Here is a 15911-nt window from a genome sequence, read left to right as displayed (position 1 = left end):
ATATGAAAATTTTACATACTACTGCTTTTCTCCTTATTGCCTCATTATCTTTTGCGCAAACACCAAAAGAAAGAGAACGCATTATTAAAGATTATGACCTCGTATATCTGAGTAAGTTAGCTGACAATCTTAAGAACAAATATGAAACAAAAAGACAGTACGCATTACAGCAGGCAGCAATATATGGCTGGCCGGTAACAACAGTAGACAGTGACGGACAGGTTACAAGTGTGCTTATTGATGTTGAAGGTAATTCTCCGGTATATTATACCATTGATAGCACTGTAGCTGCCGCAATATCTACCCGTACTAATTTTTTAAATACGGGAGGAGGCTTAAATTTAGACCTAAATGGAGAAGACATGCGCGTGGGAGTGTGGGATATTAAAATGGCAAGTGCAACACACCAGGAATTTAATGCTCCTGGTCAAAGTTCGAGAATTATCTATGGAGATCCTTACATTAATGTCAATTCCGTTTCATTCCATGCTACTCAGGTTACTGGCATTATGATATCAGAAGGAGAAAATCCTATTGCTAAAGGTATGGCTCCGGCTGCAACTGCAATTAGTTATGACTACGTTGAAGATTTTGTTGAAGCAACAACTGAGGCAGCCAATGGTTTGTTGTTATCCAATCATTCCTATGGACAAAGCCCGACTTATCTGTACGATTGGAAATTTGGAGCATACGATTTCTTATCTCAAGATTGGGATGATATAATGTTTAACGCTCCTCATTATCTTGCAGTATTTTCTGCCGGTAATGCCGGCTCGGTAGATTACAACAGTGTACCTATGCCTGGTGCAGGTTCAACCTATGATAAACTTACTGGCTTTGGTGCAACCTCTAAAAACTCACTGGTTGTTGCTAATGCCGTTGATGCAACTGTAAATGCTGATGGAGAACTGATAAGTATTCCTGTAATTTGGGAGACAAGTACTCCGGGGCCTACAGATGACCTTAGGATTAAACCTGATATTACAGGAAATGGCTATCTGGTTACCAATGCCAGCTCTATAACTGACTCAAGCTATTCACCACCGCTTAATTCTACCGGGACTTCATTTTCAGCACCAAATGTTACAGGATCTCTATTATTATTACAGCAGCATTATAAAAACCTTAATGGAGGTAATTTCATGAAAGCTGCAACCTTAAAAGGCCTGGCTATGCATACCGCAGATGATATTGATGTCCCGGGGCCCGATTCAAGATCCGGCTGGGGCCTTTTAAACTCACTCCGAGCAGCTCAGGCCATAACAGACAAAGGGGCATATTCTTCAATTTCAGAAAATGTGCTTCAAAATTCAGAATCCTTTTCTTTCAATGTCCTCTCTGATGGCTCTAGTCCTCTTATGGTATCTATTTCATGGACAGACAGGCCCGGCCTCTCAGAACTAATACCTACAATAGACAACCCTGTAGCAAATAACAGTACTCCTTTACTTATAAATGACCTGAACGTAAAAGTAACGCAAAATGGTAATGTGTTTTTGCCATATATGTTAACATCACCATCTACTTCTACAACTGGAAACAATATTGTAGACCCTTACGAGAGAGTAGATATCACCAATCCATCAGGTGTATATACAGTAACAATATCACATGCCGGAACACTCACGGGAGGCTCTCAGAATTATTCATTAATAGTTACCGGTATAATTGCCTGTACGGCATCAACAACTGACATTACTGTCACCGAACAGGTGCTGACCGGTGAAAATGACGTAAAGCATAGTATTGAAACCATTACGGCAAACAATAGTATTAATAATGGTGCTACAGCATATTACCGTGCAGGAAACTTCATCCAGTTCTCTGAAGGATTTTTAGCAACAGAAGGTTCATTTTTATTAGCCGAAATAGGCGATTGTGGCATTATCTCATTACCTCCAGCCAGCAGCGGTCGTATGGCAATGGAACAAGAAGAAACCGATAATACCAAAAATTATAGTGACAAAGGATTATTGCTATATCCTAACCCCGCAAACAATACTGTTACTATAAAAATAAATGAAGGAATTATAAATAAAATAAACCTCAGCAGTATTGACGGCAAGGCTATTGACTCAAAATTGGCAAATAACAATATTTACCTTCTTGAAGTAAGTACTCTGGAAAATGGGATTTATGTTATTGAAGCAATCAATAACACCGGAAAATCTTTCTATGAAAAACTTATCATAAGTAAATAATCCTAGCAAATAATAAAAAAAAGCATCCGCCACGGCGGATGCTTCCTCATTATGAAAAAGAAAAAACTATTTTCTAATAATCTTTACGGTCTTAACCGCGCTGCCCGATGTTAGTTTTGCAAAGTACATACCCAGTGCAAAGCCTTCGGCATTTATAGTCGCTGCCGAAGCATTAAGTTGTGAAGCAAATACTGTTTTACCGGTAACATCTACAATAGCCAACTGGTCTATCACCATTCCTTCTACAACAAAGTTCCAATTATTTTGTGTTGGGTTAGGATAAACCGAAATACCATTAAAAGCAAACTCATTAACTCCTGCTACAGGTGTTGTAAACGAGTATGCACCCGTTTCTCTGTTAAAGGCAACATCCCACGCGCCGGCAGTAATATTCAGGTTAGGCCCACCCTGTTCCGATGTAGCTGTTCCTGATGGAAAATCAGCACTCCCCCAAGCCAGGCCCCAGTCATGGTCAAATCTGAACTTGCCTTCACCTCCCGGAAAATTAAAATTAGAAAGCGTATAATTAACGCCATCTGTAGTGCTCATATCAACATCTGTTACCCACCCCGGATCTTCAGTAACTATTCCAAGGCCTATCATGCTGATAATTACGAAATCAAAATCATATGCTTTTGTTTCTAAATTAAAGGTAACATTATACATATTTGCTGGCACAGGGATATTGCTTCCCTGTACGGCAGTACCCGAAGGAAATGCTGAACTACCCCACCCCATACCTGTATCATCTATAGAAAAAGACACGGTAGTTTCAGGAATTGAAACATTTTTGGCACTATAGTGAACTCCATCAGTGCTGGAAAGACTTACTGACACCCCTTCACCATTCAACATCACTTCCGGAATTTCAACACCTACAGGTACAAAACTATAAGCCAGTGTAGTAAGATTAAAAGTTACATTGTACGTGCCGTTTGTTGCGGGAATATTTGGAGGATTACCCCCTGTAGTTGCAGTCCCGTTCGGAAAACCCGATCCTCCCCAGTTTATAGTCCAGGCATCATCCTGCCTGAATTTTACCCCCGGATCGGATGAAGGAACAACAATAACAAGATTATTATAAGTGTATATGACCCCATCTGTTGTGGTCATATCCAGATCTGTCTCCCAACCTACAGGAGTAGAACTTCCTAATATCCCAATATTAGGAAACTGGGCAAACATCATTGCAGTACCCGCCAAGAATACTGCCCAAAACAAAAGTAATTTTTTCATCATTAAAAAATTTTTTAAGTTAACAATAGGTATTCAAATGGCAGGCCCGTCAAAAATGCCGACAGGCCTGTGTATTATAATCTTATTTTACAAGCACCCAGTATTCCCAAGGCTTGAATCTAAATTGCTGTCCTTTGGCCAGGGTTACTTTTTGTCCGCTCATATAGTTGGTATATTCACCTTCTACCGGAGCGGTAAATGCTTGCGGTTTCGCCGAAAGATTCGCAATATAAACCACCTTATCTTTTCCGTTCTCCCTGTCAAAAGCAAGAATATGAGTATCGGCAGATGTCGCAATCCTGTTATAAGCTGCCGGTTTCTTCCCCCCGTTAAGTGCAGCATTCGTATTTTTCAGCTTACCAAGTTTTTCATAAACGGGATACATTTTGCCCTTTTGATGTGTAATCTCATCCTTCTCAAAGAATTTAAGGCGACGGTTAAAGTCATATTCCTGACCGGTATAGATAAGTGGCATACCCGGCATGATGTAGGTTAGTGCTGCAAAAGCCTCAGCCCCCTCACCCATTCTTTCATATTCGGTACCGTTCCATGCATTCTCGTCATGATTGGATGTAAAATTCATCCAAATATCCTCTTTTTTAAACTCCGTTGCCCTTTTAGCTAAAAGTCCATCAAGATCTTTTACGGTCTTTTTACCTTTAGCAATATCATTCATCATATGGTGAACCGGCCAGTTGTACCCCATATCGAATATTCCTTTAAACAAGTATGGTTTTTCCGATTCCATCAACATAAAAACAGGCTTAACCTCTTTTAGTTTCGGAATCGCATATTGCCAGAATTCGGTAGGAACATTATCGGCTACATCACAACGGAACCCATCAATATTATGATTTTTTACCCAATATTCCATTTCGTTCTTCATTGGCTCATACAGCACTTTGCTTGTATAGTCAAGGTGAGCAACATCAGTCCATCCCCAAGGTTTTCCCGTTTTAGGATCAAGAGGATCAGTTACTTCACCTTTGGCATTTTTATGGTAATATTCAGGATGCTCTGTAATCCATTTATGATCCCATCCGGTATGATTTGCCACCCAGTCAAGAATAACATACATCCCATTTTCGTGAGCCGTTTTTACCAGCTTGTCAAAATCTTCTTTGGTACCTAAATCCGGATTCACAGCGGTATAGTCACTAATGGCATAATAGCTGCCCAAATATTTTTCCCGCTCTTTCGGATCTTTAATATCTTCTATCGAAAGGTCGCCTGTCGCTTTTCTCCTTTTCAGTGAAATAGGATAAACCGGCATAACCCAAAGCACTTTTACACCTAATTCTTTTAAGTGCGGAATGTCTTTTGTAAAAGCATTGAAAGTTCCTTCCGGCGAATAGTTACGGATGTTAGCTTCATAAATTACAGCATTCTCCATCATCGCATCGCTTACCGGAGCAAGGGTTTCGACCTGAGCCATTTCAGGTTGTTCAGCAGCTTTTTTATCGTCTTTACAGCTTATGAAAGCCGTAAGCACTATAGCTAAAAGAAGCGTTTTTTTCATATATATTCTTTATTTCTTTAACCACAAAGGACTCAAAGGTTTTCACTAAGAACACAACGCTTTGTGAACATTGTGCCACCTTAGTGCACCTCGTAGTTAAACATTGTTTTTATTTCAATTCTAACACCAGTGCCGATTTCGGCTCTACGGTAATATCGCTTTTCACATTTATGTCTTTACCCGTCACCACATCTGTACCCGATGTGTAGTTTTTCAGGCTTTCGCCAAAACGTGCCGTACCAAAAGTCTTTGATTCGTTACTGTTGTTGATGATTACCATAACTGTTTCCTTATCATTATATCTAAAGTATACATACACATTATCATGTGGTAAGTAATGCATCATCTTTCCATTGTGGATAACATCTTTGCCTTTTCTCCATGTGAAAAGCTTAGAGGTAACCTCAAAGAATTTTTGTTGTTCGGCAGTACGCCCGGCTTTGGTAAAGGCATTATTACTGTCGCCTGCCCATCCACCAGGGAAATCCCTGCGGATATCGGCATCACCTTTGCCTTTGTCTCCAGCCATACCAATCTCACTACCATAATACAATTGCGGAATACCCCTAACCGTAGCCAGTATTGTCATTGCCATTTTGTATTTGTTGAAATCTCCTTTATAGATTTCGTTAAAACGTCCTGTATCATGATTCTCAGCAAACGTCAGTATGTTATTGATGTTAGGGTATAAAAAGTCATTTGTGAAATTGTCATACACTTTTTGCATACCACTGTCCCAACCTGATTTGTCTTCGTTGAAAACATTGCCAAAAGCATCATGAAGGGTAAAGTCCATTACACTTGGCAGGTAAGAATTGTAGCTTTGTATCGCAGCGATCTTGCTGTCTTTTTGCCAATAAGCCATTTGCGCCTGATCGTGCATCCATACTTCTCCAACAATATTGAAATACGGATACTCATCGGTAATTGCTTTTGTCCATTTGGCAATACCAGCCTTATCATTATACGAATAAGTATCTACACGGAAACCACCCAAATCAGCATATTCAATCCACCAGATAGCATTTTGCGTAAGATATTTTAATACTAAAGGATTGCTTTGATTCAGGTCGGGCATCGATGGTACAAACCATCCGTCCATACACTGTCTTGCATCTGTTTTAGAAGCATTCGGATCAAATTGTGTCGTCATACGATAGTTTGACTGCGAGTAACCCGGGAACTGGTGAACCCACTCATACGTTGGCAGGTCTTTATACATCCAGTGTTCTGCACCCCAGTGGTTCGTTACATAATCCAACACCAGCTTCATTCCTCTTTTTTTCAGTTCTGCCGAAAGGCGAACGTAGTCTTCGTTAGTCCCGTAGCGAGGATCTATTTTGTACACATCGCTCTGACCATATCCGTGATACGAATGCTGTTTGTCATTGTCCTCACAAAGTGGCGTGCTCCATAAAGCCGTAGCACCAAGTTCCTGAAGATAATCAAGATTTTTTATTATCCCTTCAATATCACCACCGTGGCGGCCTCCGGGATTATTACGATCGGCTTTTTCAGTAACAGATTTGTCCGAATCGTTATTAGGATTACCGTTAGCAAAACGGTCAGGCATAATAAGGTAAATCATATCCGATGAATCATAACTTTCCCTTTCAGCCGATCCTGCTTTACGCTGCTTTAGTGAATACTTTTCGGTAAAAGCGGTTTTGTTCTTATCCTTAAATGAAAAGGTCAGCTCCTGTGCCGGTATATTTTTAGTATCTATGGTTACAAACACATAGTTCGGATTTTCAGTTTTAACCACATTGGTAATCACAACATTGTTAGATACCGATGGTGCATATTTAGCAATATCCTTACCGTAGAACATAATCTGCAGTTCAGGATTGTGCATCCCGGCCCACCAGAATGGCGGCTCGGTTTTTTGTATCTGCGCGAAGTTCACACCCGACACAAATAGTAATAAAAGACTAAGTAGTTTTTTCATTTGTTGTTTGTTTGTCCTCACTCACTCCCGATAGCTATCGGGACTCTCCAAAGGAGAGGGGAGCAGATGACGGTTATTATTTTTTCCTCACCCCAGCCCTCTCCAAAGGAGAGGGAAAAGCTTCACTCGAAACACCATTATTACAATATCTGAGTGGTAGCCCCTCTCCTTTGGAGAGGGGTTGGGGTGAGGCCTATACTGTCACCAGTGCATTTGGCTCTACAGTTACAGCTTTTCCGTTTACATAAATGGTAACAGGCTGTGTTCCTTCCAACGAAAGTTTTGTCTCTGCGGCCTGTATAGCAATCTTCACTACCTGGTTCCTGAAATTAACTTTAAAAGAGTAACCACTCCATTGTTCCGGTATCCTTGGCTCAAAATGCAGCGTATCATCTTTTACCCTCATTCCGCCAAAACCTTCTACAATACTCATCCATGTTCCGGCCATACTGGTAATATGACAGCCCTCTTCAACTTCTTTATTGTAATCATCAAGGTCAAGGCGCGATGTTCTAAGGTAGAATGTATATGCCTGTTCCATCCTGCCAAGTACTGCTGCCTGTATAGAGTGTACACATGGCGATAGCGACGATTCATGTACGGTTAATGGCTCATAGAAATCAAAATGCTTCTCCAACTGGTCTTTAGTAAAATGATCTTCAAAGAAATAGAAGCCCTGAAGTACATCGGCCTGTTTGATGTATGGCGAACGCAATATCCTGTCCCACGACCATTTCTGATTTATCGGACGCTGACTACGATCAAGATCGGCTACTTTTACAAGCTCCTTATCAAGGAAACCGTCCTGTTGCAGGTATACTCCAAACTCTTCAGAGTATGGGAAATACATGTTATCAGATACTTTTTTCCACTGCCTAACTTCTTCAGCATTCAGGTTTACCTTAGCCATGATACGATCGTGATCGGCAGCAAATTCATCTTTAACCCTTGTTATCTGCTCAACTGTGTAGTCTATACACCACTTAGCGATATAGTTGGTATAGAAGTTATTGTTTACGTTGTTCTCATATTCATTAGGACCGGTTACACCAAGGATAACATATTTATCCTTGTTTGCCGAATAGGTTGCCCTCTGATGCCAGAAACGGGCAATACCTATAAGTACCTCAAGTCCTTTTTCAGGGATATAGCTATAATCTCCCGTATAGCGGTAGTAATTATAAATAGCAAATGCTATAGCCCCATTACGGTGGATTTCCTCAAAAGTAATTTCCCATTCATTATGGCACTCTTCACCATTCATGGTAACCATTGGGTATAAAGCAGCACCATTGGTAAAACCAAGCTTAGCAGCATTTTCAATTGCCTTATCCAGTTGGTTATAGCGATACGTAAGCAGGTTACGTGCTACCTGTTGGTCTTTGGTCGCCATATAGAATGGTATACAATACGCCTCGGTATCCCAATAAGTAGAACCTCCATATTTCTCTCCGGTAAATCCTTTAGGACCTATGTTCAGCCTCGGGTCTTTACCAAGATACGTCTGGTTCAGCTGAAAAATATTGAAACGGATACCCTGTTGTGCTTTTACGTCGCCATCAATGGTAATATCGGCCATTTCCCAAATAGAAGCCCATGCCTGTTTCTGCTCATCCAAAAGTGCATCATAACCTTTGGCTTTTGCCGAGGCAATCACATTTTTAGCGGCATCAACCAGTTTATCATTAGCATGGTTAAGTGAAACGGTATAACCGCCAAACTTGATAACCGAAGCCGTATCTTTAGGATTAGCCTCAATAGTATAACTAAAAGTAACTTTATCTATAGTTTTTTCAACATCAGCCGGAAGTATCTCAGTAGCCACACCATTAAGCAGTATGCTGTTGTGCATAAAGGTAGTGGCATTAAAATGTGTCTTAAAAGTCCTTGCTGTTACAAAAGCTTCGTTACCGTTATACTGAGCATCCAGTGGTTCCCAAAATTTCTCTTCCCAGTTAGCATCTTCATTATGCACACCTGCATCAATATAAGGGCTGAATGTAATCTGTGCAGCTCTGTTTAGCGGAGTAACCTGATAGTTGATAACTCCCAACTCATCGGCTACAAGCGAAAGGAATCGTGTAACGTTTACTTTCACTTCTGTACCGTTTTGTAGCACAGCTTCGAAAGAACGGTTATACCAACCCTCTTTCATATTTAGTTCACGCTTAAAGTTCTTAACCGATGCACATGCATTAAGGTCAAGCACTTCATCGTTTATGGTGATATTGATTCCTATCCAGTTAGGTGCATTAAGCACTTTAGCAAAATATTCCGGATAGCCGTTTTTCCACCATCCCACTTTTGTTTTGTCCGGGTAATAAATACCTGCTATATAGCTCCCCTGAAAAGTATGCCCTGAGTAGCTTTCTTCAAAATTAGCACGCTGCCCCATAGCACCGTTACCAATACTGAACAAACTCTCTGAGGACTTTACTCTTTCTACATCAAATCCCTCTTCTATTACCGACCAATTATCCGGCACTATATAATCCTGGTTCATCTTATTTATTGACTAATGTTTGTAAAAAATCAGTATTTATTTCTGTAAAATCGTTGAAGTTGTATTGTGCTTCATTAAGCGTTGTAGCGTCGCCTATCCCTATGCTTACCATTTTAGCAGCATTGGCTGCCTGAATACCCGCAACGGCATCTTCAAATACAATCGATTTGTCTGCCGGGATACCCAGCAGTTGCGCCGCTCTCAAAAAAACTTCGGGATCGGGCTTGGCGTTGGTAACATCATTACCATCTACAATGGCATCAAAAAAGTGAAGCACACCTACTTTTTCCAATATTGGCCTTGCATTTTTACTTGCAGAGCCAAGTGCTATCTTCTGGCCGTTATCTTTAAGATACTGAAGTACTCTAACCACACCCGGAAGAATCTCATCTTCCTTCATGTTTACAATGTAGTTCAGGTAGTCTTCATTTTTTTCAACAAGCCATTTGTCTTTATCTTCCTGGGAGGCTTCTACATTGCCAAGCCCCAGGATAATATCCAGCGAACGGATACGGCTTACGCCTTTGAGCAGTTCGTTATGCTCATGTGTAAAATCTATACCTAAACGGTTGGCTATCTTTTGCCACGCCAGGTAATGGTACTTGGCAGTATCAACAATAACCCCGTCAAGGTCGAATATAAATGCTTTTGGATTCATTATGTTTTTGATTGATTTAGTATTTAACCATTATAGAATTACGGTTTCATCATCAACATCTTTAACTCTCATCACAAACAATGCTGCAATAATAAAGGCAACACCACTTGTTACAATTGCAAAAATCGGATTACCATGATAAAGGTATTTTACTATGAGCCCACCTATCAGAGCGTTGACTATCTGCGGTATTACGATGAAGAAATTAAATATCCCCATGTAGACACCCATCTTTTTTACCGGTATAGCACCCGAAAGTATTGCATAAGGAGTAGCAAGTATACTTGCCCAGGCAACACCTACAGCCATCATAGAACCTATAAGCCATTTAGGGTTCGGAACAAAATATACCGAGATAAGACCCAGCCCGCCTATAATTAAGGCAAAGAAGTGTGTCTTTTTACGTCCTATCTTTTTAGCAATAGCAGGAATGAAAAATGCGATTACTGCCGAAACAGCATTATAAACCCCAAAGATGATACCTACCCAGTCTCCTGCCTGTTGATACAATGCGTTTTCCTGATCGGTAAAATCTTTAAGTTCTTTTAAAGGTGTTCCGTAAAGATGATGTGAAATGGCCGGGGTAGCATATACCCACATACCAAATAGCGCAAACCATGAAAAAAACTGCACCCAGCTTAACTGACGCATCGTTTTAGGCATTTTGGCAAAATCAGAAAAAATATCCGTAAGCTTAGGATTTACAGGAACTATCCCTTCTTCCCCCTCACTTTCAAAGGCAGCCATTTCTTCCGGGGTATATTCCTTAGTGGTAGTGATTGTAAGCAATACAGCACCCACAAGGCATATAGCGCCAATAATAAAAGAAAGAATAAGATGATATGGTACTCCTCCGGCAACAGGCTCGCTTGAAACACCAAACCAGTTACTCAGGGCATATGGAAGCCATGAACCTATTACAGCTCCAAAACCAATAAGGGCAGTCTGAACGCTAAAACCTAATGTCCTTTGATCTGACGGAAGTATGTCGGCAACCAAAGCACGAAAAGGCTCCATGGCTACATTAAAGGAAGCATCCATAATCATAAGGAAACCTGCACCAACCCACAAAGCCGGCATCATTGCTGCCAGAGCTCCTGCCTGAGGCATAAATATCAATCCTAATGCCGCAAGAAGCGACCCGACTAAAAAGTATGGCTTTCTGCGTCCGAAACGTGTCCAGGTAGTATCACTGTAATGACCAATGATAGGCTGCACAATAAGCCCCATAAGAGGCGGAATAATCCAAAACCAGGAAAGGCTGTGCACATCGGCACCAAAAATCTGAAGTATCCTGCTGGCATTTGCATTTTGCAGGGCAAATCCCATTTGAATTCCCAGGTAACCGAAACTCATGTTCCAGATTTCCCAGAAACCTAATTTACGCTTTTCCATTATCGTATTTTAATGGTTATTAACTACGATAAGCGCGCTATGTGCTTATCAAAAACTTATGGTGAAAGTGAAGTATAAGCTTTGATAATCAGAACAAAGATAATTGTTTTTTAATCCGAAAAACATTTTGCCTCAAAAAAAATCCGGCCACATAGCCGGATTTATAATTTTTAAAACACTGAAAACAAGAATATTGACGACAACTACAACGTTGACGTAGATTCCCTGTGTACAAGGTGCGTATCTATCAATTCAGTACGATATTGTTCATTACCATCCTCTTCTTCCTCCATTTCAAGGCGTTCTATAAGCATTTTGGCAGCACGGCCTCCCATTTTAATACCATTCTGGCTCACGGTAGTGATGGTCGGTGTTGAGAATTGCGAAATGATTCCGTCGGTAAAACCAATAACTGAAATATCCTCAGGCACTTTAAGCCCCATTTTGTTAGCCAGTTTTATAGTGGTTACTGCAAAAAGCTCATTTACTGCAAAAATCGCATCCGGCTTATTATTTTGCAGCATAGCTTCAATTTTAGCAGCGCAATTGTCTATATCCTCAATTTTGACAATTATGTTATCGTTAATAGGCAAATCATGGTCGTTAAGTGCATTTACGTACCCTTCTGTACGCAGTTTACCCACGCTCACGTAATCAACAGTAGTAACAAGGCCAATATTCTTAAAGCCCTGTCTCACCAAAAAATCAACAGCATCATAAGCCGCTAATTGATCATCTATGATCACCTTGTCACAAAGCACGTCATTAGTAACCCTGTCAAACATTACAACAGGCATTCCCTGATTAATGACTTCCTGTATATGGTGAAAGTCTTTTTTCTGTTGCGTTTCTTTAGAAAGCGACATGATAAACCCGTCGGTACTACCGTTGGCAAGCATCTCCATATTGATTACTTCTTTATCAAACGATTCATCAGAAAGACAAACAATTACATTATATCCATTTTCATTTGCTACCTGCTCAATTCCACTGATTACGGTAGCAAAAAAGTGGTGTACTATCTCGGGAATTATAATCCCTATGGTCTTTGTTTTTTTATTTTTTAGGCTTAAGGCAATATTGTTAGGCTTATAGTTATACAGCTTTGCAAAAGCCTGAACTTTCTGACGGGTATCCTCACTAATTTCTATACTGTTCCTCAACGCTTTAGACACCGTTGAAATAGAAACATCGAGCTCTTTTGCTATCTGTTTTAAAGTTACTTTTCTTTTCATAAAATCGTGTTAAAGTATAGTATTCGAAATAAAGATAGGTTTTAATTTTATTAGTAACAATTATCTTACTGAAAACCTGTAAAATATAGAAAGTTTTCAACACGAAAACGTTGTCGCTAACCCAATATCACGAAAACGTTTTTTTGCTACAGGAATTTACATAATTTTAACATTGAAAGTGAATTATAAGCAAGTACAAAACCCAAAATTAACCCTAAACAACTTGTATGAAAACAATCTACACAAAGTTATTGCTTTTACTGCTTTTGTTGCCCTTTACCGCTCTCGCCCAGAGCACTTTAAAGGGAAATATTAGCGACGCTACATCGGGTCAGCCCATACCCGGTGCAAACGTGTTAGTAGAAGGAACTTCAAATGGCACTTCTACCGACATGGACGGTAACTTCACCTTAGCAAATGTTAAGAAGGGAGACCGTATTGTAGTTAGCTTTATAGGCTACTCAAACCAGGTAGTTGAATACACCGGACAAGCCACTTTAAACGTTGCGCTTCAGGAAGATGCAACGCAGCTTCAGGAGGTGGTAGTTATCGGTTACGGTACTACTACTAAAAAGGATGCTACAGGAGCACTTGTAAACATTAAAGCTGAACAATTTAACAAAGGACCACTGGTATCTGCTGATCAGTTACTACAGGGACGTGTATCAGGTTTACAAATTACTAACGCAGGTGGTGAGCCGGGCGGAGGTGCTCAGGTTAGGATCAGAGCCGGTGCTTCAATTACTGCAACCAACGATCCGCTTTATGTAGTGGATGGCGTTGTTCTTGACACTGGTGGTGGTGGTTCGACAGGAGGACGTAACCCTCTTGCTGACATCAACCCTAATGACATTGCCAGCATGACCGTACTTAAAGATGCTGCTGCAACAGCAATCTATGGCTCGAGAGCATCAAATGGTGTAATCATTATTACAACTAAAAGAGGTCAGAGCGGCGAAATGAAAATATCGTACAACGGAAACTACCAGGTAAATGAGGTAGTTAAAACTGTTGATGTAATGAATGCCGATCAATACCGTGCTTTTGTTAATCAATACGGAACTGATGCTCAAAAAGCATTATTAGGAACTGCAAACACTAACTGGCAGGACCTTATTTACCGTACTGCTCAAAGTACTGACCATAATATAGCTCTATCAGGAGGTACTGATAATATTACCTACAGAACATCTTTAGGATATACTAATATGAATGGTTTGCTTCAAAATGATAATTTTGAAAGAACAACTCTTGGTGTTAACCTTGTTGGTAAATTTTTTGATGACCACTTAAAAATAGAGGTTAACAACAAATCGTCAATAATGAACAACAACTATGGTAACCGCGATGCTGTTGGAGCTGCCATAGCCTTTGATCCAACTCAAAACGTTTATGACCCAAATAGCGGATATACTTACTTCCAATGGTTAGGTGATGACACAAACGGAGACGGAAGACCTGATCAGTCTGTAAATGCGAGCCGTAACCCACTTTCTTTATTAAATCAAAAAACGAAAGAAGGTAGTGCATTCAGAAGTATTGGAAATGCTCAGTTTGACTATAAAATCCACGGATTTGAGGATCTTAAACTTGTTGCAAACTTCGGATACGATTATGCATCAGGAAGATATGAAGAATCTACTAACCTTGATTATGTAGTTGTTGGTGAAAGAGGTGCTTACGGAGGAAACACCAGAACCAACAAAAACATACTAATGGACCTTTATTTTAACTACAACAAAGATGTAGAGGCTTTAAATACTGTTTTTGATGTTACTGCCGGTTATAACTATCAGGATTTCAGATATGAGTATAACTCTTTTAACTATGAAGCGGCTAATGGTATCGTGAGATATCAAAACCCATCAATTTCACGTGTTAACCTACAGTCTTACTTTGGTCGTGCAACTGCTACCATTGCTGATAAATACATCCTTAACGGATCAATAAGAGCAGATGGATCTTCTCGTTTTACCGAAGATAACCGTTGGGGATATTTCCCATCTGTTGCGGCTGCATGGAAAATTAACGAAGAATCATTCCTTAAGAATGTTAGCGCTGTTAGCGAGCTTAAACTTCGTGCCAGCTGGGGTATGACAGGACAGCAGGATCTTGGAGAACTTGCAAGATACCCTTCAGTTCCTTTATACCTACAATCAACCTCTACAGCAGGATATCAAATGGGATATGATGCTGCCGGAAATCCAATTTTCGTACCTACTTACAGACCTCTTTCTTATAACAGCAACCTTAAATGGGAAGAAACAGAAACAATCAACTTAGGTCTTGATTTTGGTTTCTTCAACAACAGAGTTACAGGTTCGGTAGAGGTGTACAAACGTAAAACAACTGACTTATTACTTTACGCTCAAAACCCTCAGGGTGTTAACTTCTCTAACTACGCTAACTATAATATTGGCGCCATGGATAACAAAGGTCTTGAGATTAGTGCCGATGTATATCCTGTGAAAAATGATAACGTTACCTGGAGAGTGGGTGGAAATATCACATTCCAAAACTCAGAAGTTACTCAAGTTGCTAACGGAGCTTCAGGAAACTTCCAGGGTTATTATACTGGTGGTATTACAGGTGGTACAGGAACAAATATTCAAAACTTCCAGACAGGTTATTCGCCTCGTGCATTTTATGTGTATGAGCAGGCTTATGACGCTGCAGGAAAACCACTTGATGGCGTATTTGTAGACCGTAATGGCGATGGCATCATCAACCCTGATGACATGTACCGTTACAAAAAACCACAGGCAGACGTATTCTACGGATTTAATACAGATGTTAGTTATGGCAACTGGTGGTTATCTACAAGTTTCCACGGAAGCTGGGGTAACTACAACTACAACAACGTATTCTCTAATTACGGAAACCAATCTGTAGGACTACCTTCAAATGGTCCATACCTGAACAACGTACATACTAATGTAACGGAAACAGGGTTTACCTCACCAAGATACCTTTCTGACTACTATGTACAAAATGCTGCCTTCTTGAGAATGGACAACGTTACTCTTGGATATACATTTAAAAATGTATTCTCTGAAAACAGCACGCTTAGAATTACAGGAGCGGTTCAGAACGTATTCGTAATTACTGATTACGATGGTATTGACCCAGAGGTACAAGACGGTATTGACAACAATATTTATCCTAGGCCAAGAACATACACATTAGGCCTTAACGTTAATTTCTAAAAAATAGACT

The 15911-nt window shown here is 40.2% G+C and carries 9 protein-coding genes; 2 read left to right on the top strand and 7 right to left on the bottom strand.

Annotated elements, in window-relative coordinates:
- Positions 1-2: 2 nt before the first annotated feature.
- Positions 3-2201, top strand: coding sequence for a S8/S53 family peptidase (locus tag ACFSR3_RS10770; RefSeq protein WP_379820965.1), 2199 nt, complete (start codon positions 3-5; stop codon positions 2199-2201).
- Positions 2202-2267: 66 nt separating this feature from the next.
- Here the strand turns inward: ACFSR3_RS10770 and ACFSR3_RS10765 are convergent, their stop codons facing one another.
- The 7 genes from ACFSR3_RS10765 to ACFSR3_RS10735 all read right to left on the bottom strand — a co-directional run bounded on the left by ACFSR3_RS10765 (position 2268) and on the right by ACFSR3_RS10735 (position 12695).
- Positions 2268-3440, bottom strand: coding sequence for a T9SS type A sorting domain-containing protein (locus tag ACFSR3_RS10765; RefSeq protein ID WP_379820964.1), 1173 nt, complete (start codon positions 3438-3440; stop codon positions 2268-2270).
- Between the two features lie 79 nt (positions 3441-3519).
- Complete coding sequence (locus tag ACFSR3_RS10760) at positions 3520-4956, bottom strand: alpha-amylase family glycosyl hydrolase (RefSeq protein WP_379820963.1); 1437 nt, start codon at positions 4954-4956, stop codon at positions 3520-3522.
- 109 nt (positions 4957-5065) lie between these two features.
- Positions 5066-6904, bottom strand: a complete 1839-nt coding sequence (locus tag ACFSR3_RS10755) for a glycoside hydrolase family 13 protein (RefSeq protein ID WP_379820962.1) — start codon at positions 6902-6904, stop codon at positions 5066-5068.
- Positions 6905-7097: 193 nt separating this feature from the next.
- Positions 7098-9407 (bottom strand): glycoside hydrolase family 65 protein, encoded by a 2310-nt coding sequence (locus ACFSR3_RS10750; RefSeq protein ID WP_379820961.1) that lies wholly within the window; start codon positions 9405-9407, stop codon positions 7098-7100.
- 1 nt (position 9408) lies between these two features.
- The gene (pgmB, locus tag ACFSR3_RS10745; protein WP_379820960.1) at positions 9409-10065 is read right to left on the bottom strand and encodes a beta-phosphoglucomutase; all 657 of its coding nucleotides are present in this window, start codon (positions 10063-10065) and stop codon (positions 9409-9411) included.
- Between the two features lie 30 nt (positions 10066-10095).
- The gene (locus ACFSR3_RS10740; RefSeq protein ID WP_379820959.1) at positions 10096-11460 is read right to left on the bottom strand and encodes an MFS transporter; all 1365 of its coding nucleotides are present in this window, start codon (positions 11458-11460) and stop codon (positions 10096-10098) included.
- Positions 11461-11663: 203 nt separating this feature from the next.
- Positions 11664-12695, bottom strand: coding sequence for a LacI family DNA-binding transcriptional regulator (locus ACFSR3_RS10735; RefSeq protein ID WP_114759427.1), 1032 nt, complete (start codon positions 12693-12695; stop codon positions 11664-11666).
- Between the two features lie 227 nt (positions 12696-12922).
- Between ACFSR3_RS10735 and ACFSR3_RS10730 the strand changes: the two genes are divergently transcribed.
- Positions 12923-15901: a SusC/RagA family TonB-linked outer membrane protein gene (locus ACFSR3_RS10730; RefSeq protein ID WP_379820958.1), complete on the top strand. Its 2979-nt coding sequence runs from the start codon at positions 12923-12925 to the stop codon at positions 15899-15901.
- Positions 15902-15911: the final 10 nt, after the last annotated feature.

Source organism: Flavobacterium suzhouense, from assembly GCF_042684765.1.
GTDB classification, from domain to species: domain Bacteria; phylum Bacteroidota; class Bacteroidia; order Flavobacteriales; family Flavobacteriaceae; genus Flavobacterium; species Flavobacterium suzhouense.
This window is presented reverse-complemented; position numbering and strand designations above follow the sequence as displayed.